Origin of the sequence: Blautia sp. MSK.20.85 (genome assembly GCF_013317245.1) — a bacterium.
GTDB lineage: Bacteria > Bacillota > Clostridia > Lachnospirales > Lachnospiraceae > Blautia_A.
Map to the genome: position 1 here is coordinate 101,347 of NZ_JAAIUN010000007.1, position 21,995 is coordinate 123,341.

Sequence of the window (21,995 nt, forward strand, 5' to 3'; positions counted from 1 at the left end):
CGGGGATCTTTTGCAAGAGGGAAATAAGCAAAGGAAACGCAGCCGGGAGCGAATAAACTCCCGGCCGTGTTTCCCTTAGAAGGGTGTTCCACATTTATTTGGCTTTTTTCTCTTCTTTCTTTGGCATTTCTCCGTAGTATGCCTTCAGATAGATATCTTTCAGCTCGGATACAAGTGGATATCTCGGGTTAGCGCCGGTGCACTGGTCATTGAAGGCCTGCTCGGACATCTCATCCAGAGTCTCCAGGAAGTATTTCTCATCTACGCCGTAGTCACGGATTGTAGGCATGATCTCGATTGTTCTCATCAGGTCATCCAGTTTGGCGAGAAGTTTTTCGAATACTTCTGCATCGTTCTTGCCTGTAAGACCTACAGAACGGCCGATCTCAGCATAGCGGGCAAGTGTCTTTGGATACTGGTACTGTGGGAAGGTACCCATCTTGGTCGGAACCTCAGCACTGTTGTAACGCATAACATCCAGAAGAACAACTGCGTTTGCGATACCGTGTGGCAGGTGATGGAAAGCACCAAGTTTGTGAGCGAGAGAGTGGTTAACACCGAGGAATGCATTGGCGAATGCAAGACCTGCCATGCAGGAAGCGTTAGCCATATGGTCTCTTGCCTCTACATCGTTGCCGTCTTTATATGCACGTGGCAGATACTCAAATACCAGTTTGATCGCTTTCAGTGCAAGACCGTCTGTGTAATCGGAAGCCATCATGGAAACATAAGCCTCGATTGCATGTGTCATAACGTCGATACCGGAAGCACGGGTCAGTCCCTTCGGTGCGCTCATCATGTTGTTGGTATCTACGATCGCCATATCCGGAAGAAGCTCATAGTCAGCCAGCGGCCATTTAACGCCGGTATCCTGATCTGTGATGATGGCGAAAGGTGTAACCTCGGAACCTGTACCGGAAGATGTCGGGATTGCTACGAAGTAAGCTTTTTTACCCATCTTCGGGAAGGTGTAAACTCTCTTACGGATATCCAGGAAGTCCATGGACATATCGGAGAAGTCAGCGTCCGGATTCTCATAAAGCATCCACATAACCTTGCCGGCATCCATTGCGGAACCACCACCAAGAGCGATGATGCAGTCAGGCTCAAATGCTGTCATAGCCTTGGCTCCGGCTTTTGCGGAAGCGAGAGATGGATCTGGTGCTACATCAGAGAAGCATGTATGAACGATGCCCATCTGATCCAGTTTATCTTCGATTGGTTTGGTGTAACCGTTCTTGTAGAGGAAGGAGTCTGTTACGATGAAGCAGCGTTTCTTGCCCATAACAGTACCGAGCTCGTCAAGAGCAACCGGCATACAGCCTTTCTTAAAGTAAACCTTTTCCGGTGTTCTCATCCAGAGCATATTCTCTCTCCTTTCAGCAACGGTCTTGATATTCAGAAGGTGCTTGACACCAACGTTCTCGGATACGGAGTTACCGCCCCAGGAACCGCAGCCAAGAGTGAGGGATGGAGCAAGTTTGAAGTTGTAAAGGTCACCGATACCACCCTGAGAAGAAGGCGTATTGATAAGGATACGGCAGGTCTTCATAGCTGCCTCGAATTTATCCATCTTCTCTGTCTCATTCACGTTGATGTAGAGGGAAGATGTATGGCCGTAGCCGCCGTCAGCAACAAGACGCTCAGCTTTTGCGATAGCATCGTCAAAATTCTTAGCCTTGTACATGGCAAGTACAGGGGAAAGTTTCTCGTGTGCGAATTCCTCGCTGATATCAACGGACTCAACCTCACCGATAAGGATCTTGGTCTCAGCCGGTACGGTAACGCCTGCCATCTCGGCGATGGTAGCTGCCTTCTGGCCTACGATCTTGGCATTCAGAGCGCCGTTGATGAGGATTGTCTTTCTGACTTTCTCGATCTCGTCTTTTTTAAGGAAGTAGCATCCTCTGTAAAGGAACTCTTCTTTTACTTCTTTATAAATGCTCTCCAGAACAGTTACGGACTGTTCGGAAGCACAGATCATACCATTGTCAAATGTCTTGGAGTGGATAATGGAGTTAACTGCAAGACGGATATCTGCACTGTCATCAATGATGGCAGGTGTATTTCCAGGTCCAACACCAACAGCAGGTTTACCGGAGGAGTAAGCTGCCTTAACCATTCCAGGACCACCGGTTGCAAGGATGATATCTGCGTTCTGCATAACCATGTTGGTCAGCTCAAGGCTCGGGATATCGATCCATCCGATGATTCCTTCCGGTGCACCAGCGGCAACAGCTGCATCCAGAACAACTTTCGCTGCTTCAATGGTAGACTTCTTGGCACGCGGATGCGGGCTGATGATGATTGCGTTACGTGTTTTCAGAGAAATAAGAGATTTAAAGATTGCTGTGGAAGTCGGGTTGGTAGTCGGGATAACTGCGGCAACCAGTCCTACAGGCTCCAGGATCTTCTTGATTCCGTATGCCTTGTCTTCTTCTACAACACCACATGTCTGTGTGTTCTTGTATGCATTATAAACATACTCTGCTGCGTAATGGTTCTTGATAACCTTATCTTCCATGATACCCATGCCTGTTTCTTCAACGGCCATTTTGGCAAGTGGGATACGCATTTTGTCGGCGGCAGTAGCAGCTGCCTTAAAGATCTTGTCAACCTGCTCCTGTGTGTAGGTAGCGAAGATCTTCTGTGCTTCTTTCATTGCAGCCATTTTCGCGGTCAGGGCTTCTGGAGTGTCGATGATGGTAGGGATAGTTTCTTTCTTTGCCATGTGGAATCCTCCTGTTTTCATATGATAATGATCTGTGGTTCTGCGGGCCTGTTTTTTATGCCGGCAGATGCTGCAGAGTTTTTGTAAGTCCCCGCGCTGCGTTGCTTGGTTGATTCAATCTGATTGAATTTTCTGTTTCGATGATTATATAGTATCAAAATTCAGAAAAAAACGCAAATTCTGAATTTTGCAGCTATGTGCAAAATGACGAACAGAAAATCAGGGGAAAATACTGTAAATTTCACTCCGCAGAACGCTGAATTATTGAAAAATCCTTTAAAAAAAATCTTTAAATTCAGCACTGTGCACAAAAAACATGTTAAATATTTGTCAGCACTGACAAAAAACATGCACACATATGAGGGGCTGGCAAAAGACAAAACGTATCATGCAGTTAAAACATTAACGTTAAACTTTTGTCAATCAATCATGAACACATTATAATTTAACAGATTCCAGACGTCAATAGCGAATGTGATAAATAATTAACGAAAATAACGAAGAATTTTGATAAATAATTCACAAAAATATCATGTCACGGTAAAGCGTCAAACCATAATTGATAAAAAAACTTGAAATTATTTGAGCTTTCAGAACAATTAAGCAAAATATATGGAGAATTTTTTCAGGAATGCAGAAAGAAATGGATAGATTTGTCTGAAAATAAAAAACAGGGCAGGAGATAACTGCCAGAATCCTGCGAGCAGGAAAGCCCGATGTTGTTCAAGGAAATTCGCCACAGGCAGAGAATCCTGCAGCCTGGATTCTTCCTGCAGAAAGAAACGGTCATGCAGGAAATGATTCCAGAAAAAAACTGCCATACAGGAAATGATTCCCGTATGACAGTTGTGTAAATCGTGTTAAAGATATATCCGAATCCTTTATAACTGCAAAACACTGCCAGAATCCAGTAAACAATAAATAATCGTCAAAATTCTATCAGCTCTTGCGGAATGCAGCACGTTTTCGATCTCTGGAATCCAGGATACGTTTACGGATACGAAGGCTCTTAGGAGTTACCTCAAGAAGCTCATCCTGGTCGATGAACTCGATTGCCTGCTCAAGGCTTAATACCTTAGGCGGAACAAGCTTCAGCGCATCGTCTGCCGAAGAAGAACGGGTGTTGGTGAGGTGCTTGGTCTTGCAGACATTCAGCTCGATATCCTCAGCCTTACCATTCTGTCCGATAACCATACCGCTGTAAACCTTCTCGCCAGGTCCGACGAAGAGAGTACCACGCTCCTGAGCGGAGAAAAGACCGTAAGTTACAGTCTCGCCTGCCTCGAAAGCGATGAGGGAACCCTGTTTACGATACGGGAAGTCTCCCTTGTATGGTGCATATCCGTCAAACATGGTGTTCAGGATACCGGTACCCTTGGTGGAGGTAAGGAATTCGTTACGGAATCCGATCAGTCCACGGGAAGGGATGGAGAACTCAAGACGTACAGTTCCGTCGCTTGCTGTGCTCATACCCTGAAGTTCACCTTTACGCTCGCTGAGTTTCTGGATGATGGTACCGGAAAATTCCTCCGGAACATCAACATATGCGATCTCGATCGGCTCCAGTTTGCGTCCGCGCTCGTCTGTATGATAGAGAACCTCCGGTTTGCTGACTGCAAATTCATATCCTTCACGGCGCATGTTCTCAATAAGAACGGAAAGGTGAAGCTCACCACGGCCGGAAACCTTGAAGCACTCAGTTGTATCTGTGTCTTCCACACGAAGGCTGACGTCTGTATTCAGCTCACGGTAGAGGCGGTCACGAAGGTGACGGGAAGTGATAAATTTACCTTCCTGTCCTGCAAGCGGGCTGTCGTTTACAAGGAAGTTCATGGAGATGGTAGGCTCGGAAATCTTCTGGAACGGAATGGACTCCGGGTTATCTCCTGCACAGAGTGTATCTCCAATGTGGATATCTGCAATACCGGAGATCGCAACGATGGCTCCGATGGTAGCACTCTTGACTTCAACCTTGTTCAGGCCGTCAAATTCGTAGAGCTTGCTGATCTTTACGCGCTCGTGTTTGTCCGGGTCATGATGGTTCAGAAGCATCAGCTCCTGGTTCACGGAAATGGTTCCGCGCTCAACTTTACCGACACCGATACGGCCTACATATTCATTGTAGTCGATGGTGCTGATAAGAACCTGTGTATCTCCGTCCGGATCTCCCTCCGGAGCAGGAATTGCATCAAGGATGGTCTCAAAAAGCGGAGCCATATTCTCAGGCTTGTCCTCAAGGTTACGAACTGCATAGCCGGCTTTTGCGGAGGCATACAGGAACGGGCAGTCCAGCTGCTCGTCAGATGCGTCCAGATCCATGAGAAGTTCCAGAACTTCGTCAACAACTTCCTCCGGACGTGCTTCCGGACGGTCGATCTTGTTGATGCAGACAATAACATGCAGGTTCAGTTCGAGAGCTTTACGAAGTACAAATTTAGTCTGAGGCATGGCACCCTCGAAGGCGTCCACAAGAAGAATAACGCCGTCTACCATCTTCAGCACACGCTCTACCTCGCCGCCGAAGTCCGCATGGCCTGGAGTGTCGATGATATTGATTTTTACACCCTTGTAATGAACTGCGGTGTTTTTGGAGAGAATCGTAATGCCGCGCTCACGCTCAATATCGTTGGAGTCCATGACACGTTCCTGGACTTCCTGGTTCTCACGGAAAACACCGCTCTGTTTCAAAAGCTCGTCAACAAGTGTTGTTTTACCGTGATCGACATGGGCGATAATGGCCACGTTACGAACATCTTCACGCTTGGTCTTCATATAATCCAAATCCTTTCTTTCCATATATAAGTAATCTTTTTGTTAAAAATGATGTCCAAATTTACAGTTTATCACATTTTCGTGAGATTACAAGATATAAAAAAATATTTTTAGTTTTTCATTTTCCAGACATATTATACCTCAAATGCACATACATTGGTATAGACGAAATACACGAAGAGGAAGGAGAGCTACTTATTATGGCAGATAAAATTATTGAAAACAATCAGGTATCGGTTATGGGGCGCATTGCCACCGGATTTACCTTCAGCCATCAGGTTTTTGGAGAAGGTTTTTATATGATGGATATTCTGGTAAAACGTCTCAGCGATTCTGAGGACAGGATTCCGGTGATGGTGTCCGAGCGTCTGATTGATATCACCCAGGACTATGTTGGGGAGTATATTGAAATCCACGGACAGTTCCGGTCCTATAACCGTCATGAGGAAAAGAGAAATAGACTTGTGCTTTCGGTATTTGCCAGGGAAGTGAAATTTGTGGAAGAGGGAGAGGAATCCATACCGGTCAATCAGATTTTTCTGGACGGGTATATCTGCAAACCGCCTGTATACAGAAAAACTCCGCTTGGAAGGGAGATTGCGGATCTTCTGATGGCAGTCAACCGTCCTTACGGAAAATCCGATTACATACCATGTATATGCTGGGGAAGAAATGCCAGATATGCTTCGGCTTTTGAAGTAGGCGGACATGTGCTGATCTGGGGCAGAATTCAGAGCAGGGAATATATGAAACGAATCAGTGAAAATGAGACAGAAAAAAGGATAGCCTATGAAGTTTCGGTGAGCAAATTGGAATATGTTGAGTAACATTGGACAGGTTATGGAATATTGGTGGGAACATTAAGGTAACACTTGCATTTCCAGCCAATCTGCGGTAATATAAGAAAAATTAAAAGAATGGGGAATTACCGGTTTCACTAAACAGTAAGAGGAAGAATCATGGAAAAAGAAATAACAGAGGTTTATTGCGGGAACGGGAAAGGAAAGACGACACTGGCTGTCGGCCAGGCTTTGCGCTTTGCCGCGCAGGGAAAAAGTGTGATCATCATACAGTTTCTCAAGGGCAGGGAACGCAGAGAACTGGATTTTCTTGAGGATCTGGATAATCTTGATTTCAAGATTTTCCGTTTCGAAAAAATGGACACCTGCTATAATGACCTGAGTGAGCAGGAAAAGACAGAAGAGAGAACCAATATTCTCAACGGCCTTAATTTTGCACGGAAGGTAATTGCTACCGGAGAGTGTGATTTTCTGCTGCTGGATGAAATCCTCGGGCTTATGGATAAAGGAATCGCTCCAGTTGAGACGATCATCGATATGCTTAAGCAGAAGGATGAAAGTATGCACATAGTTATGACCGGACGCTGGCTTCCGGAAGCATTGAAGCCATATGTGGACAGTGTTACCACAATGACAACAGAGCTGACCGGACAGGAACGGGAATAAGCAACAGTTCACAGAAGAAAGAAGGAGGAAGACAAATGGCAATTTTTAAAGGAACAGGCGTTGCAATCGTAACACCTATGCACGAAGACGGTAAGGTAAATTATGAGAAACTTGAGGAGATCCTTGAGGATCAGATCGCGAACAGCACAGACGCCATCGTTATCTGCGGAACAACAGGAGAATCTTCTACTCTGACACACGGAGAGCACCTTCAGACAATCAAGTTCACAATTGACAAAGTTAACAAACGTGTGCCTGTAATCGCAGGAACAGGTTCCAATTGTACAGAGACAGCAATCATGATGTCCAAGGAAGCAGCTTCCTATGGTGCAGACGCTCTTCTTATTGTAACACCTTATTATAACAAGGCTACACAGAAGGGACTTATCGCTCATTACACAGCAATTGCCAATGCAGTTCCGGAAACTCCGCTCATCATGTACAATGTACCGAGCCGTACAGGCTGCAACATCCAGCCGGCTACAGCAGCTTACCTTGCAAAGAATGTAAAGAACATTGTCGGAATCAAGGAAGCAACCGGAGATCTTTCCCAGATCGCCAAAATGATGTCTCTGGCAGACGGACAGCTTGAGCTTTACTCCGGAAACGATGATCAGGTACTTCCGATTCTTTCTCTTGGCGGACTTGGTGTTATTTCCGTACTTTCCAATGTTGCACCGAAGTTTACACATGACATGGTCATGAAATATTTCGACGGTGATACCAAGGGAGCAACAGAGGATCAGCTGAAAGCTCTTCCGCTGATCAACGCACTGTTCAGCGAAGTAAACCCGATTCCTGTTAAGACAGCTATGAACCTTATGGGAATGAACGTAGGACCGCTTCGTATGCCACTTTGCGAGATGGAAGAAGACACAAAGGCAGCTCTTGCAAAAGAGATCGAGAAATTCGGCCTTAAGCTTGCAAAATAATCAGACTGTAAGCGGAAGGTAAAGGAGAATATACTATGGTAAAAATCATCATGCATGGCTGCAACGGACATATGGGTCAGGTGATCAGTGGCATTGTGGAGAAAGATCCGGATGCAGAGATCGTGGCAGGCATCGACATTGCAGATCAGGGAAAAAACAGCTATCCGGTATTTACTGATATTGACGCATGCCAGGTAGAGGCAGATGCGATCATTGATTTTTCTTCTGCAAAAGCAACAGACAAGCTTCTTGAGTACAGTGCCGCACGCCAGATTCCGGTTGTTCTCTGCAGCACAGGCTTAAGTGAGGAGCAGCTTGCAAAAGTAGAAGAAACATCCAAAAAAGTAGCAGTGCTGAAATCTGCGAACATGTCTCTTGGTATCAATACACTTCTGAAACTCGTTCAGGATGCTGCCAAGGTTCTTGCAACTGCAGGATTTGACATGGAGATCGTTGAGAAACATCACCGCCTGAAAGTTGACGCACCAAGTGGTACTGCACTTGCACTGGCAGACAGCATTAATGAAGCTATGGACAACAAGTATCATTATGTATATGACCGCAGCCAGAAACGTGAAAAACGTGATGACAAGGAGATCGGTATTTCCGCAGTCCGCGGTGGAACCATCGTAGGTGAGCATGAGATCATTTTTGCAGGCCAGGACGAAGTGATCGAGTTTAAGCATACCGCATATTCCAAGGCTATTTTTGGAAAAGGTGCTGTAGAAGCAGCCAAATTCCTTGCAGGTAAACCGGCAGGACGTTACGATATGAGTGACGTGATCGGCTGATCCTGACAGGTTGACAGTTTAATCCGTAACAGAATGATACAGGTAATAAAAACGGGTTTCGTGTAAAAGCGGAGCCCGTTTTTTTGAATGAAATTGCGAAGCGATTTCATTCATGAGCATGTAGTGGAACGGAATGCGAATGTCCGCTATATGGCCTTATAGCAAAGAATATTTTTGAAATTTTTGCCAGGATAGAATACTGGAAAAAGTGCCATATTAGGAATACAGAATTTTTCAGAAAAAGGAGAAGATCATATGAAAAAATGGAAGGCGATTCTTTTTGGCACTTTGCTCACTCTGTCTCTGTGTACATTTACAGCCTGTGGTACAGAGGTAAATAATGCGGATGAAACTGTGGACGAGAAAAATAATGATGAGAGAAATAAGAAAAAAAATACAAACGAAAATACTGCCACAGAAAATGGAATTATGGAAGATGAAACAGATAATGACGGTGTGATGGACAACGGCGGGATCATTGAAGATTCTGGCACAGATAACAATGAGATGGCCGGTGGAAATATTACCGTGACTCCTGCGGGAAATGGAAATAATACAACAGCAGCGCCTGGAACTACAGATGCCAACGGAACCGGAAATGACGGAACGGTATCCGGTGAGCTGGGTGACAGTGTGAAGGACCTGGGCGACGGCGTAGGAAATGCGGTGGATGATATTGGCAATGCAGTAGGAAATGCGGTAGAGGGCAGATAGAGTTGCTGTTTATTTCGTGGTCAGCAACTGTAAGGTAACCTGGTGCTACAGATATTTTACCACAGCATTGCATAAAACTGCTTCTGATGCTATTATCAGTGCATGGAAAGAAAACGGAGGACAGGATTATGAAATTCAGACCATGCATTGATATACATAACGGAAAAGTAAAACAGATCGTAGGAGGAAGCCTGAAAGATCAGGGTGATCAGGCGGCAGAAAATTTTGTGTCAGAGCAGGATGCGGCTTTTTATGCAGAGTTTTATAAGAAGGCGGGATTAAAGGGCGGTCATGTGATCCTTTTGAACGGAAAAGATTCTCCCAACTATGAAGCGACGAAAGCCCAGGCGCTTCTTGCCCTGAAAAGATATCCCAGAGGACTTCAGATCGGAGGCGGTATCTGCCCGGAGAATGCGTCAGAGTATCTGGAGGCTGGTGCCAGCCATGTGATCGTAACCTCCTATGTGTTTAAAAACGGAGTGATCTCCTGGGAAAATCTGGAGAAGATCCGGAATGCAGCAGGAAAAGAACATCTTGTGCTGGACTTAAGCTGCCGCAAAAAAGACGGTAACTATTATATTGTCACAGACCGCTGGCAGAAATTTACAGAAGAGATCGTGACACTGGAACTGATGGAAAAGCTTGGAAGTTACTGTGATGAATTTCTGGTCCATGCAGTGGATGTGGAGGGAAAGGCTCATGGTGTTGAGACAGAACTTGCGGAACTTCTGGGACAGTATACAGCTCATCCGGTAACTTATGCAGGCGGTGTCGGCTCCATGGCAGATATTGAGGAACTTCGAAGGGCAGGACAGGGAAGACTGGACGTGACTGTTGGCAGTGCACTGGATATTTTTGGCGGAAGCATACCGTTTGAAGTTCTGGCAGAGATGAAGTAGAATAGTTGCATATTCATGACAAAAAAATCCTTTTGCAGGAATATATTGAATAAATTTAGAAAAAATTTGTAAAATTTTTGAAAAGTGATGTTAAAATTCAACTTAATGTGTTATAATAGCAACATAAAACAGCAAAGGGGATGGAAGTCATGAAATTTATTATTAGTGGAAAGAATATAGCAGTAACAGAAGGACTTAAAACAGCTGTTGAGGACAAGCTTGGTAAACTTGAAAGGTATTTTACTCCTGAAACTGAGATTTCAGTAACCTTAAGCGTTGAGAAGGATCGCCAGAAGATCGAGGTAACAATCCCTGTGAAAGGTAACATTATCCGTTCCGAGCAGGTAAGCAATGATATGTATGTATCCATCGATCTGGTTGAAGAGGTAATTGAGCGTCAGCTTCGTAAATACAAGAACAAGATCGTTGACAAGCAGCAGGAATCCACAAACTTCCAGAAAGCATACCTTGATAAGGATTATGAAGAGGATGAGGAAGTTAAGATCATCCGTACCAAGAAATTCGGAATCAAACCAATGTATCCGGAAGATGCATGCGTACAGATGGAGCTTCTTGGACATAATTTCTTTGTATTCTTCAATGCTGAGACAGAGCAGGTGAACGTAGTTTACAAACGTAAAGGTAATACTTACGGACTGATCGAGCCGGAGTTTTAGGCAGAAGTCTCTGTAGGAGATCATGGGTGAATGATCTTTTATAAAAACTGAATATTGAACGACTGAGAAAAGCTCCGGGAATCTGCGTGGAAAATCTGCAGATTCCCGGAGCTTTTTTTCAGGGCAGAAGAACAGCTCCGGACACGATTTGTTAATTAATTGTTCATTGTTTTTATAACTGGAAAGTGGTAGAATATATACCATATGTGATCTGGATATCAACAGAGAACTGGAATGATTATGATGATTGGAACGAACAGTGTCCTGGAATGATCCTGAATCGGATAGATAAGAGACTTAAATGTCCTATTTCGAATAAAATGATTGGAGCAGAAACATGAATGTTTTTTCAAAAGTATTTGGAACCCGCAGCCAGCGTGAGGTAAAGCGTATCATGCCGCTGGTTGAGAAAACCGAGAGCTATCAGTCCCAGATGCAGCAGCTTACCGACGAGCAGTTACGGGACAAAACCAGAGAATATAAGAAACGTCTTGCAGAAGGCGAAACACTGGATGATCTTCTTCCTGAGGCATTTGCCACCGTACGTGAGGCTGCCAAGCGTGTGCTTGGAATGGAGCATTACCGTGTACAGATCATCGGTGGTATCATCCTTCACCAGGGCCGTATCGCCGAGATGAAAACAGGTGAAGGTAAAACTCTTGTTTCCACACTTCCTGCATACCTGAATGCCCTTGAGGGAAAAGGTGTCCACATCGTAACTGTCAACGACTACCTGGCTAAACGAGATGCCGAGTGGATGGGTAAAGTCCATGAGTTCCTTGGCCTGACTGTAGGCGTGGTACTTAACGACATGAAGCCGGAAGAACGCCGTGCGGCATATGGATGTGACATCACATACGTTACCAACAACGAACTTGGATTCGATTACCTTCGTGATAACATGGTTATCTATAAAGAACAGCTTGTTCAGAGAGATCTTCACTACTGTATCATCGATGAGATCGACTCCGTCCTGATCGATGAGGCACGTACACCTCTGATCATTTCCGGACAGAGCGGCAAGTCCACCAAGCTTTATGAGGTGTGCGATATCCTTGCACAGCAGCTGGAGCGTGGTGAGGCCAGCCATGAGATGACCAAGATGGCAGCCATCATGGGCGAGGAAGTTATCGAGACCGGTGACTTCGTTGTAAATGAGAAAGATAAGATCGTCAACCTTACCGAGCAGGGTATCAAGAAGGTTGAGAAATTCTTTAATATCGAGAACCTGGCAGATCCGGAGAATCTGGAGATCCAGCACAACATTATCCTTGCGCTTCGTGCACATAACCTGATGCACAAAGATCAGGATTACGTTGTAAAAGATGACGAGATCCTGATCGTCGATGAATTTACCGGACGTATCATGCCGGGCCGTCGTTATTCCGATGGTCTTCATCAGGCGATTGAGGCGAAAGAGCATGTTAAGGTTAAAAGAGAGAGTAAGACTCTTGCAACCATCACCTTCCAGAACTTCTTCAACAAATATGACAAAAAAGGCGGTATGACCGGTACGGCCCTTACCGAGGAGAAAGAGTTCCGTGATATCTACGGCATGGACGTTGTAGAGATTCCGACCAACCGTGTGGTACAGCGTAAAGACCTTGATGATGCCGTTTACATGACAAAGAAAGAGAAATTCAATGCCGTTGTAGAGGCAGTTAAGGAAGCTCACGCAAAACATCAACCGGTACTGGTTGGTACGATTACCATCGAAACTTCCGAACTTCTCAGCAGAATGCTGAAGAGAGAGGGAATCCCGCATAACGTACTGAATGCCAAGTTCCATGAGCTTGAGGCTGAGATCGTAGCACAGGCAGGACAGGCAGATGCCGTTACCATCGCAACCAACATGGCAGGCCGTGGTACCGATATCAAGCTTGACGATGTGGCAAGAGAGGCCGGCGGTCTGAAGATTATCGGTACTGAGCGTCATGAGTCAAGACGTATTGATAACCAGCTCCGTGGACGTTCCGGACGACAGGGAGATCCGGGTGAATCCCGTTTCTACATTTCCCTTGAGGATGACCTGATGCGTCTGTTCGGTTCCGAGAGACTGATGAAAGTGTTCACATCTCTTGGTGTTGAGGAGAATGAGCAGATCGAGCATAAGATGCTCTCCAACGCCATCGAGAAAGCGCAGGAGAAGATTGAGTTCAACAACTTCGGAATCCGTAAAAATCTTCTCGACTATGACCAGGTTAACAATGAGCAGAGAGAGATCATCTACGAGGAGCGTCGTCAGGTACTTGACGGTGAGAACATGCGTGATGCCATCTACAAGATGATCACAGATATCGTAGACAGCATGACAGACATGTGTTTCTCCGATGATATGGATTCTTCTGAGTGGGATCTTGATGAGTTCAATACCGCGATCACTCCGATCATTCCGATCCATCCTCTGACTGCAGAGAAGGTAAAAGGCCATAAAAAAGACGAGATCAAACATATCGTGAAGGAAGAGGCTGTGAAGCTTTATGAAGCGAAAGAGGCTGAGTTCCCGGAACCGGAGCAGCTTCGTGAGCTTGAGCGAGTAGTTCTTCTGAAATGTATCGACAGCAAGTGGATGGATCACATCGACGACATGGAGATGCTCCGTCAGGGTATCGGCCTGATGGCATACGGCCAGAGAGATCCGGTTGTTGAGTACAAGATGAACGCATTTGAGATGTTCAACAACATGATCACTTCCATTCAGGAAGATACCGTACGTATGCTGTATCATGTTCATGTAGAGCAGAAGATCGAGCGTGAGCAGGTTGCAAAAGTAACCGGTACAAACAAAGATGACAGCGCCGGCCCGAAGAAACCGGTTCAGCGAAAAGAAGATAAAGTATATCCAAACGATCCGTGCCCATGCGGAAGCGGCAAGAAATACAAACAGTGCTGTGGACGTAAGGCAGCGAAGATCTGAGAATGAAGATAAAAATAGTCTCACCTGATGATATGGTGGGGCTATTTTTGTATAAGAGCAGAGAAAGGATATGATAATATGGCCGTTATAAAAACAGCAATTCTTCAGACACATGTATATACAGAAAAATCCCGTAACATCACCCAGGCAGCAGAAATTCTTGCCCGCCCGGAACTTCAGGGAATCGACCTGGCAGTCCTGCCCGAAATGTTCTGCTGTCCCTACGAGAATAAATACTTTCCGGAGTATGCGGAAGCCGAAGGTGGGGACACCTGGGAAAAATGTTCCAGGCTGGCAGCAGAACGTGGAATTTATCTTGTAGCCGGAAGCATGCCGGAGAGAGATGCAGCCGGTCATATTTACAACACATCCTATGTTTTTGACAGAAACGGGCATCAGATCGGGAAACACCGGAAAATGCATCTTTTTGACATTGATGTAAAAGGTGGCCAGTATTTTAAAGAATCGGATACCCTGACACCGGGAGATCAGGTGACAGTTTTTGACACAGAATTTGGAAAGATTGGCCTTTGCATCTGCTACGATTTCCGGTTCCCGGAACTTGCCAGGCTGATGGTGGACCAGGGCGCAGAGGTGATCATTGTGCCGGCTGCTTTTAACATGACAACAGGGCCTCTCCACTGGGAGCTGATGTTCCGTCAGAGAGCTGTGGACAACCAGGTATACACCATTGGAGCTGCACCTGCCAGAGATCTGAACGCCGGATACCATTCCTGGGGCCATTCCATTGCCGTAGATCCCTGGGGAAAAGTCCTCATGGAAATGGAAGAAAAGCCGGACGTGAAGGTTGTGAAACTGGATCTGGATGAGATAAAAAAAGTCCGGGAACAGCTGCCGCTTCTGAAGCACCGGAGAGGGGATATCTATGAATTGTCGCAGATAAAATAGAAATGCCTGAACCACGTTTTCGTTGTAATTTTCAGGCCCATATGGTATTGTATAAGACAGGCAGGAGTTCCTGCATCAATATATAGAAAGAAGGTGAAGCTGTGGTTGAGTTAGATCAGTTCAAGAGTATTCTTGCAACATACACAGAGCCATTAGTGGAAGTGAGGGATTCACTTTGACCTCGCTAACAAAGAGCAGAAGGTCGAAGAATTAGAGCGCGAGATGGAAGCGCCTGATTTCTGGGATAACGCAGAAGTATCTCAGATGAAGATGAAACAGTTAAAGAGTCTCAAGGATGATATTGAGACATACCATAATCTGGAAACACAGATGGAAGATATGGAAACCATGATCGAGATGGGATATGAGGAGAATGATCCGGAGATCATCCCTGAGATCCAGGAAATGCTGGACGAATTCCAGGCAAGCTTTGACAGCATCCGTGTGAAGACACTTCTTTCCGGAGAGTATGACGGAGAGAATGCCATCATTAAGCTGAACGCAGGAGCCGGTGGTACAGAGGCATGCGACTGGTGTGGAATGCTTTACCGTATGTACAGCAGATGGGCGGAGAAAAAAGGATTTGCACTGGAAGTACTGGATTACCTTGACGGTGATGAGGCCGGTGTGAAATCCGTAACCTTCCAGGTAAACGGAGAGAACGCCTACGGTTATCTGAAATCCGAGAAAGGTGTTCACCGTCTTGTACGTATTTCCCCGTTTAATGCGGCAGGAAAGAGACAGACATCTTTTGTATCCTGTGATGTTATGCCGGATATCAAGAAAGATCTGGACGTTGAGATCAATGATGATGATATCCGTATTGATACCTACCGAAGCAGCGGTGCCGGTGGACAGCACATCAACAAGACATCCTCTGCGATCCGTATCACCCATTTCCCTACAGGAATCGTGGTACAGTGCCAGAATGAACGTTCTCAGCACATGAACAAGGACAAGGCCATGCAGATGCTGAAAGCCAAACTGTATCTTCTGAAACAGCAGGAAGCTGAGGAGAAACTTTCCGGCATTCGAGGCGAAGTGACAGATATCGGCTGGGGAAACCAGATCCGTTCCTATGTCCTGCAGCCATACACCATGGTAAAAGACCATAGAACCAATGAAGAAACCGGTAATGTTGACGCAGTTCTGGACGGTGGTATTGACATCTTTATCAATGCATACCTGAAATGGATCGCGCTGGCGAAAAAGAAAGAATAACATTACTGTCACGGAACCCCATAAAGACAGAGAAAAGGACTCCGCAGGCAAAAAATCGCTTGTGGAGTTTCTTTTATTATGATAATATATCTTTTATACAAAAACACTTGTCTTTATGAAACGGACAGAAAGGTTGCTGCACACAATGTGAACAGCAACTAGAGAGGTTGCTATGCAGAAACAGGTTGAGAAGAAAAAATACTATGTAGTAAGAGAACGGGCAGTGCCGGAGGTACTTCTCAAGGTGGTTGAGGCCAAGAGACTGCTGGAATCCAAACGGGTGGCTACTGTTCAGGAAGCTGCTGAAAGGACCGGGATCAGCCGCAGCTCTTTTTACAAATATAAGGACGATATTTTTCCTTTCCACGAGGAGACCAAGGGAAAGACCATCACCTTTATCATTCAGATGGACGATGAGCCGGGGCTTTTATCAATGGTGCTGCAGACGATTGCCCGTTTTCACGGTAATATCCTGACCATACATCAGAGTATTCCCATTAACGGAGTCGCAACGCTGACGCTGAGCGTTGACATCCTTCCGGGAGAAGGCGACGCAGAGGCTATGGTGGAGAATATTGAGCAGAGAGACGGTATACACTATTTGAAAATTTTAGGCAGGGAGTAAGCATATGATAAACATAGCAGTATTAGGCTACGGTACAGTAGGAAGCGGAGTTGTTGAAGTCATCAACACCAATCATGAGAGCATTAACAAGAGAGCTGGAGATGAGATTAACATCAAGTACGTTCTTGATTTAAGAGATTTTCCGGGAGATCCGGTTGAGAAAGTTCTGGTTCATGATTATGAAGTGATCGTAAACGATCCGGAGGTAGATATTGTTGTTGAGGTTATGGGCGGGATCGAGCCGGCTTATACCTTTGTAAAAAGAGCGCTTCAGGCAGGAAAGAGCGTAAGCACATCCAATAAGGCTCTGGTAGCCAAGCATGGTTCCGAGCTCATGGAGATCGCAAAAGAAAAAAATATCAATTTCCTTTTTGAGGCAAGCTGCGGCGGCGGTATCCCGATCATTCGTGCACTGAATTCTTCACTGACAGCAGATGAGATCGATGAGATCACAGGAATCCTTAACGGAACCACCAACTACATGCTTTACAAGATGAGCACAGAGAACTGTGATTTTGATACGGTTCTGAAGGAAGCTCAGGCAAAGGGCTATGCAGAGGCAGATCCGACTGCAGACGTAGGAGGTGCTGACGCATGCCGTAAGATCGCCATCCTTTCTTCACTTGCATACGGAAAGTTCCTGAATTACGAGGATATTTATACAGAAGGAATCACAAAGATCACACCGGCAGATATGGAATATGCAAAAGAGCTTGGCATGACTATCAAGCTTCTTGCCACAAGCCGTAGGATCGGAGATTCTTTCTATGCAATGGTAGCGCCGTTCCTGGTAGGCCAGAGTAGCCCGCTTTACAGTGTAAATGATGTGTTTAATGCAGTATTTGTGCACGGAAATGTTCTCGGAGATGCCATGTTCTACGGAAGCGGAGCAGGTAAGCTTCCGACTGCAAGTGCAGTAGTTGCAGATGTTGTGGATGAAGCAAAGCATCTCCACAGAAATATCATGACAAACTGGAGCAGCTATGCCTTGAAGCTTATGGATATGGATGAAGTTGAGGGACGTTTCTTCGTACGTGTGTCTGATACTACTATGGATGAAGTGGAAAAAGCTTTTGGTGATGTACAGACCATCGAGCCGGATGACCTTCCGGACGAATTCGGATTTATCACACCGGTGATGAAGCAGGCTGAATATAAAGAGAAGATCAGTAAGCTTACCGGAAAAGTACTGGCAATGATCCGCGTGAAGGATTGATGCCTGAGGAGAAATAAGAACATGTTAATCGTAAAAAAATTCGGCGGTACTTCTGTGGCAAACAAAGAGCGTATCTTTAATGTTGCCAGAAGATGTATCGAAGATTATAAAAAAGGAAACGACGTGGTGGTCGTGCTTTCCGCAATGGGTAAATATACCGATGAGCTGATCACCATGGCGAAAGATATCAACGACAAACCTCCGAAACGTGAGATGGATATGCTTTTTACCATCGGAGAACAGATGTCGGTAGCACTGATGGCCATGGCTATGGACAGCCTGGGAGTACCGTCAGTTTCCCTGAATGCATTTCAGGTGGCTATGCACACAACAAGCGCACACGGCAGTGCCCGTCTGAAAAAGATCGATGCCGCACGTATCCGCAGAGAACTGGATAACCGCAGAATTGTTGTGGTTACAGGATTCCAGGGCATTGATAAATATAATGATTACACCACACTTGGCCGTGGAGGTTCGGATACCACAGCCGTAGCTCTTGCAGCAGCGCTTCATGCAGATGCCTGTGAGATCTATACCGATGTGGATGGCGTTTATACTGCTGACCCCCGTAAGGTTCCGAAAGCCCGCAAGCTTAAGGAGATCACTTACGATGAGATGCTGGATCTGGCAACTCTGGGTGCGGGAGTGCTTCATAACCGTTCTGTGGAGATGGCGAAGAAATACGGTGTACCGCTAGTGGTACGTTCCAGTCTCAACAACAGCGAAGGAACTGTGGTAAAGGAGGAAGTAACAGTGGAGAGAATGCTGATCAGCGGTGTTGCTCTGGATACAGATGCAGTACGTATTGCTGTGATCGGACTTAAAGATTCACCAGGAGTAGCATTTAAGCTTTTTGATACCCTGGCCAAGAAAAATATCAATGTGGATATGATCCTTCAGTCTATCGGCCGTGCCGGAACCAAGGATATTTCCTTTACTGTTGATAAAAATGATCTGGACGATGCAATGGCAGTCCTGGAATCCAACCAGGCACGCATCGGCTATGATGAGCTTCATGCGGAGAAAAACATCGCCAAACTTTCCATCGTGGGAGCTGGTATGATGAGTAATCCGGGTGTTGCCGCAAAAATGTTCGAGAGCCTTTATAATGAGGGCGTGAACATCAATATGATCGCGACATCTGAGATCCGTGTGACTGTTCTCATCAATGAGAAAGATGGCGTACGTGCCATGAATGCGGTACATGATGCGTTTAATCTTGCAGATTAACCGGATAAACTGCGAAGCAGTTAATCGGTGTAGAGCTGCGTAGTGAATGCGGATTGCGAATTGCGAATATCCGTTTGACATTGCAGAAAAATGATCTGGCGTGCAGTTATGCAGCATAAGCAGCAGGATATGCCAGAGCGAAAATGAGAAATGACGGGGCGGAGGCTTGGTATAAGTCTCCGCCTTCTATAACGGAACGGTGCGTGCATTCGGGCTGTCCGCCGGAAAGATGTGGCCGTTCATAAGGAGAGAATTTTTATGAGAAAAAATCTGAAGGGCTGTAAGAAGCTTGCAAGGGAAACGCTGACTGGTAATTTTACGGTTCCGGTGATCGGCAGTATTGCGGTTGCGGCGATGAGTGTGGTTTCAAGCTACATTTCCACAGCACTTTTTCCGGGAGATTCCGCGTACGCGATCATCGGAGGAGAAGTATTCAGCTTTATCCTTTCTCTGGTGATCTGCGTTTTTTCCGCAGGACTTTACCGGATCTACCTGAATATTTCCAGAAGGGAAGCATATTCTTTTGGAGATCTTCTGTACTTTTTCAGCCACCAGCCAGACCATGTGATCGTGGTATCCTTTGTGCTGGCACTGATCAATCTGGTGACATCACTTCCACTGGCGTGGTTTTCGTTCACAAGCGATATGGGAAATACAGTGGAAGAGCAGATGAACTGGGCAGTGACTTATATGCTGCTGACACTTCTCGGGTTTGGGCTGAACCTGCTGATAGCCATGCCTTTCACCATGAGTTATTATATTCTGTCCGATAATCCGGACATGAAAGGAACACAGGCACTGAAAGCAAGTGCGAAACTTATGAAGGGGCACTACTGGGAGTATTTGAAAATGCTCTTAAGTTTTATACCGTGGATTATTTTTTCTATGTTTACGCTTTATCTGGCACTGATCTGGCTGGTGCCTTATATAGAAACCTGCATGGCAGTTTTCTATCGGAATATTTCCGGAGAATTTGATGAGCCACCGGCGGAGCCGTATCACCCGGTGACACCGGTTCCTCAGTTTCATGATGAAACCGAAGCCTGATGCCTCCCGGCGAGGGCGCCTGGATGCGGCGGGCATCTTCTTTCTGGAGGGGATACTAGAGGCGTAGACTTTTCCTTTCCAGGGAGGATACTAGAGGCGTAGACTTTTTCCTTTCCAGGGAGGATACTAGAGGCGTAGGCTTTTTCCTTTCCAGAGAGGATACTAGAAGCGTAGGCATTTTTTCCTTTCAGGGGGACCATTTTGGCATGGGCAGGTACGAGGGGGAAAGCACTCAAAGTTGCGAAGCCCGCTTTTCCCCCTCGAGCTCCCCCTTTCCGGGCACGCAGTTGTTGTAGGCTGTGAGAATGTGTGAAAGTATTGGCGGGGCGATGGATTCTACTGTGTCGGCTGCGGAAAGTTGAGCCGATTTATGCTGACGTAAATATATTGACGAAGTGTTTTTTATTCGCTCCGTACAAAAAGCGGTCTGCGAAGCAGACCTGTTTCTGAATAACAGTGAAATAACAGCCATACAAGTTATACGCTGTAATTCAGGGAACAGGCCTGCTACGCAGGCCGCTTTCCCGTCCGCCCTGAACCAACAATCGGCTCAGCCTGACACTGCCAGTACAGCAGAATACAGGACTGAGCCGATAAAGTTACACATTCCATAACGCATCACAGCGGCGTGGCCAGGAGGGGAAGAACGCGAGAAGGGGAGACGGCCTTCGCAACTATGAGTGCTTCCCCTTCTCGCAAATTTCCTACTTTCATAAAGTAAAAACTATAATCCCAAAAAGAAATACACACACTTCAAAAATCCACTTCACAAAGTAAAAACCATAATCCCAAAAAAGAAACACACAAACATTACAGATTCAAAGGAAGTCGTCCCACAACTTCCTTTGTCAAAACACCTATGAGAATCCCCGCCAGGACCCCGGCCACCAGCAGTGCCGGTGCATAAACCATCAGACTCGTATTACTCACCACGATCATGGCAACGATCAATTGCCCAATATTGTGCGTAACCCCACCAGCCACACTGATCCCGATCAGACTAAACCCGGAATGTTTTTTCAGCAGATTCATCACAGTCAAACTAAGCGCGGCGCCAGCCATACTATATAAAATACTGAACAGATTTCCAAACATAAACCCAATCACAAGTATCCTGACAACGGACACAAGAGCCGCCTCTTTCGCAGAATACCGATCCAGGATAAAAAGCACTGCCAGGTTTGCAAGTCCGAGCTTGATTCCCGGAATTCCTGCAAACACAGGAATCAGCGACTCCACATATCCCAAAATGATCGCTACTGCGGAAAATAATCCAAGATAAGCTGTTTTTCGTTTCATAAATAAACCCTTTCATTTGTTACAGATGTGCCCCGGACCAAATGTCATCTGTCGGAGGAGAGCTGCATGGCGAACGCACATTACGCATATATTCCGTAACATCTTCATCTTACGTCACCGCATCAATCTTCGGTGAACTCTTCGAATCCGAATCCTCCGTGGTATTTTCTCCTTCTATCACCACTTTGTTAGGAAGACAGATAATAGAACCGCCATGTTCATCCACAGCTTTCTGTTTCATACAGTAATGATCCGGACAGGTTGCTTCGATCATGGTAACTTTTCCGTTTTTGATCTCGCAGACATTGGTGTCTCCGATATGTATGACCTGATCCTGGGAAAGAGAATAAGTTCCGAATTCTTTTCCGTCAACGGTAATACGGATCGTATTGTGGGAACGTTTCCCTGTGATCTGAAAACCAAGCCAGAGAACCCCGGCCAGAATCAGGATCCCGGCAATAAAAATCACTTCTTTTTTCTTCAAAATAAAAACTCCGTTTCTGTCACAGATTCAGAAAAAATCATATCATACTCCCATTCAAAAGGCAA

At 45.8% G+C, this 21,995-nt stretch carries 19 protein-coding genes; 15 read left to right on the forward strand and 4 right to left on the reverse strand.

Going from position 1 to position 21,995, the window contains the following annotated elements:
- Nucleotides 1-94: 94 nt before the first annotated feature.
- The gene (adhE, locus tag G5B12_RS05985) at nt 95-2,731 is read right to left on the reverse strand and encodes a bifunctional acetaldehyde-CoA/alcohol dehydrogenase (protein ID WP_118061794.1); all 2,637 of its coding nucleotides are present in this window, start codon (nt 2,729-2,731) and stop codon (nt 95-97) included.
- Between the two features lie 716 nt (nt 2,732-3,447).
- Here adhE and G5B12_RS05990 point away from each other — a divergent pair.
- Nucleotides 3,448-3,585: a hypothetical protein gene (locus G5B12_RS05990; RefSeq protein ID WP_174087913.1), complete on the forward strand. Its 138-nt coding sequence runs from the start codon at nt 3,448-3,450 to the stop codon at nt 3,583-3,585.
- Between the two features lie 85 nt (nt 3,586-3,670).
- Here G5B12_RS05990 and typA read toward each other — a convergent pair whose 3' ends face one another.
- Nucleotides 3,671-5,503, reverse strand: a complete 1,833-nt coding sequence (gene typA / locus G5B12_RS05995) for a translational GTPase TypA (protein WP_021975803.1) — start codon at nt 5,501-5,503, stop codon at nt 3,671-3,673.
- A gap of 200 nt (nt 5,504-5,703) precedes the next feature.
- On the opposite strand from typA, the gene G5B12_RS06000 reads away from it, so the two are divergent.
- The 14 genes from G5B12_RS06000 to G5B12_RS06065 all read left to right on the forward strand — a co-directional run bounded on the left by G5B12_RS06000 (nt 5,704) and on the right by G5B12_RS06065 (nt 20,147).
- A complete protein-coding gene (locus G5B12_RS06000) occupies nt 5,704-6,330 on the forward strand; it encodes a single-stranded DNA-binding protein (RefSeq protein WP_021975802.1) in 627 nt (208 codons plus the stop codon).
- 132 nt (nt 6,331-6,462) lie between these two features.
- A complete protein-coding gene (locus G5B12_RS06005; protein ID WP_174087914.1) occupies nt 6,463-6,969 on the forward strand; it encodes a cob(I)yrinic acid a,c-diamide adenosyltransferase in 507 nt (168 codons plus the stop codon).
- A gap of 35 nt (nt 6,970-7,004) precedes the next feature.
- Entirely contained in the window at nt 7,005-7,901 is an 897-nt protein-coding gene (gene dapA / locus G5B12_RS06010) for a 4-hydroxy-tetrahydrodipicolinate synthase (protein ID WP_021975800.1), read from the forward strand.
- A 35-nt stretch (nt 7,902-7,936) separates the two neighbouring features.
- The gene (gene dapB, locus G5B12_RS06015; protein WP_118061798.1) at nt 7,937-8,692 is read left to right on the forward strand and encodes a 4-hydroxy-tetrahydrodipicolinate reductase; all 756 of its coding nucleotides are present in this window, start codon (nt 7,937-7,939) and stop codon (nt 8,690-8,692) included.
- Between the two features lie 255 nt (nt 8,693-8,947).
- A complete protein-coding gene (locus G5B12_RS06020) occupies nt 8,948-9,406 on the forward strand; it encodes a hypothetical protein (protein WP_021975798.1) in 459 nt (152 codons plus the stop codon).
- 128 nt (nt 9,407-9,534) lie between these two features.
- Nucleotides 9,535-10,305 (forward strand): phosphoribosylformimino-5-aminoimidazole carboxamide ribotide isomerase, encoded by a 771-nt coding sequence (gene hisA, locus G5B12_RS06025; RefSeq protein WP_174087915.1) that lies wholly within the window; start codon nt 9,535-9,537, stop codon nt 10,303-10,305.
- A 149-nt stretch (nt 10,306-10,454) separates the two neighbouring features.
- Entirely contained in the window at nt 10,455-10,982 is a 528-nt protein-coding gene (gene hpf / locus G5B12_RS06030; RefSeq protein WP_015526242.1) for a ribosome hibernation-promoting factor, HPF/YfiA family, read from the forward strand.
- 337 nt (nt 10,983-11,319) lie between these two features.
- A complete protein-coding gene (gene secA, locus G5B12_RS06035) occupies nt 11,320-13,899 on the forward strand; it encodes a preprotein translocase subunit SecA (RefSeq protein ID WP_021975796.1) in 2,580 nt (859 codons plus the stop codon).
- 78 nt (nt 13,900-13,977) lie between these two features.
- Nucleotides 13,978-14,808 (forward strand): carbon-nitrogen hydrolase family protein, encoded by an 831-nt coding sequence (locus G5B12_RS06040; protein WP_174087916.1) that lies wholly within the window; start codon nt 13,978-13,980, stop codon nt 14,806-14,808.
- A 101-nt stretch (nt 14,809-14,909) separates the two neighbouring features.
- Nucleotides 14,910-16,029 (forward strand): peptide chain release factor 2 gene (prfB, locus tag G5B12_RS06045; RefSeq protein WP_118061801.1). Its coding sequence is split into 2 segments (ribosomal slippage): nt 14,910-14,984 and nt 14,986-16,029, totalling 1,119 coding nucleotides; the frame shifts between segments, so codons are not numbered across the junction.
- Nucleotides 16,030-16,201: 172 nt separating this feature from the next.
- Complete coding sequence (locus G5B12_RS06050; protein WP_021652696.1) at nt 16,202-16,654, forward strand: ACT domain-containing protein; 453 nt, start codon at nt 16,202-16,204, stop codon at nt 16,652-16,654.
- 4 nt (nt 16,655-16,658) lie between these two features.
- Nucleotides 16,659-17,870 (forward strand): homoserine dehydrogenase, encoded by a 1,212-nt coding sequence (locus G5B12_RS06055; RefSeq protein ID WP_174087917.1) that lies wholly within the window; start codon nt 16,659-16,661, stop codon nt 17,868-17,870.
- A 21-nt stretch (nt 17,871-17,891) separates the two neighbouring features.
- A complete protein-coding gene (locus G5B12_RS06060; protein ID WP_118061804.1) occupies nt 17,892-19,100 on the forward strand; it encodes an aspartate kinase in 1,209 nt (402 codons plus the stop codon).
- Nucleotides 19,101-19,358: 258 nt separating this feature from the next.
- Nucleotides 19,359-20,147: a DUF975 family protein gene (locus G5B12_RS06065; RefSeq protein ID WP_174087918.1), complete on the forward strand. Its 789-nt coding sequence runs from the start codon at nt 19,359-19,361 to the stop codon at nt 20,145-20,147.
- Between the two features lie 810 nt (nt 20,148-20,957).
- Here G5B12_RS06065 and G5B12_RS06070 read toward each other — a convergent pair.
- Nucleotides 20,958-21,446, reverse strand: coding sequence for a Gx transporter family protein (locus tag G5B12_RS06070; RefSeq protein ID WP_118061806.1), 489 nt, complete (start codon nt 21,444-21,446; stop codon nt 20,958-20,960).
- Between the two features lie 109 nt (nt 21,447-21,555).
- Nucleotides 21,556-21,930 carry a NusG domain II-containing protein gene (locus G5B12_RS06075; RefSeq protein WP_021977950.1) on the reverse strand — a complete coding sequence of 125 codons (375 nt, stop codon included), beginning with the start codon at nt 21,928-21,930 and terminating at the stop codon, nt 21,556-21,558.
- Between the last annotated feature and the right edge of the window lie 65 nt (nt 21,931-21,995).

What these genes read in the sequence shown, in the direction of transcription:
- G5B12_RS05990 (WP_174087913.1), top strand. Translation starts at nt 3,448, where the DNA reads ATGTTGTTCAAGGAAATTCGCCACAGGCAGAGAATCCTGCAGCCTGGA.
- G5B12_RS06040 (WP_174087916.1), top strand. Translation starts at nt 13,978, where the DNA reads ATGGCCGTTATAAAAACAGCAATTCTTCAGACACATGTATATACAGAA.
- G5B12_RS06060 (WP_118061804.1), top strand. Translation starts at nt 17,892, where the DNA reads ATGTTAATCGTAAAAAAATTCGGCGGTACTTCTGTGGCAAACAAAGAG.
- hpf (WP_015526242.1), top strand. Translation starts at nt 10,455, where the DNA reads ATGAAATTTATTATTAGTGGAAAGAATATAGCAGTAACAGAAGGACTT.
- G5B12_RS06055 (WP_174087917.1), top strand. Translation starts at nt 16,659, where the DNA reads ATGATAAACATAGCAGTATTAGGCTACGGTACAGTAGGAAGCGGAGTT.
- G5B12_RS06065 (WP_174087918.1), top strand. Translation starts at nt 19,359, where the DNA reads ATGAGAAAAAATCTGAAGGGCTGTAAGAAGCTTGCAAGGGAAACGCTG.
- G5B12_RS06020 (WP_021975798.1), top strand. Translation starts at nt 8,948, where the DNA reads ATGAAAAAATGGAAGGCGATTCTTTTTGGCACTTTGCTCACTCTGTCT.
- G5B12_RS06070 (WP_118061806.1), bottom strand. Translation starts at nt 21,446, where the DNA reads ATGAAACGAAAAACAGCTTATCTTGGATTATTTTCCGCAGTAGCGATC.
- G5B12_RS06000 (WP_021975802.1), top strand. Translation starts at nt 5,704, where the DNA reads ATGGCAGATAAAATTATTGAAAACAATCAGGTATCGGTTATGGGGCGC.
- G5B12_RS06050 (WP_021652696.1), top strand. Translation starts at nt 16,202, where the DNA reads ATGCAGAAACAGGTTGAGAAGAAAAAATACTATGTAGTAAGAGAACGG.
- secA (WP_021975796.1), top strand. Translation starts at nt 11,320, where the DNA reads ATGAATGTTTTTTCAAAAGTATTTGGAACCCGCAGCCAGCGTGAGGTA.
- G5B12_RS06005 (WP_174087914.1), top strand. Translation starts at nt 6,463, where the DNA reads ATGGAAAAAGAAATAACAGAGGTTTATTGCGGGAACGGGAAAGGAAAG.
- hisA (WP_174087915.1), top strand. Translation starts at nt 9,535, where the DNA reads ATGAAATTCAGACCATGCATTGATATACATAACGGAAAAGTAAAACAG.
- typA (WP_021975803.1), bottom strand. Translation starts at nt 5,503, where the DNA reads ATGAAGACCAAGCGTGAAGATGTTCGTAACGTGGCCATTATCGCCCAT.
- dapB (WP_118061798.1), top strand. Translation starts at nt 7,937, where the DNA reads ATGGTAAAAATCATCATGCATGGCTGCAACGGACATATGGGTCAGGTG.
- adhE (WP_118061794.1), bottom strand. Translation starts at nt 2,731, where the DNA reads ATGGCAAAGAAAGAAACTATCCCTACCATCATCGACACTCCAGAAGCC.
- dapA (WP_021975800.1), top strand. Translation starts at nt 7,005, where the DNA reads ATGGCAATTTTTAAAGGAACAGGCGTTGCAATCGTAACACCTATGCAC.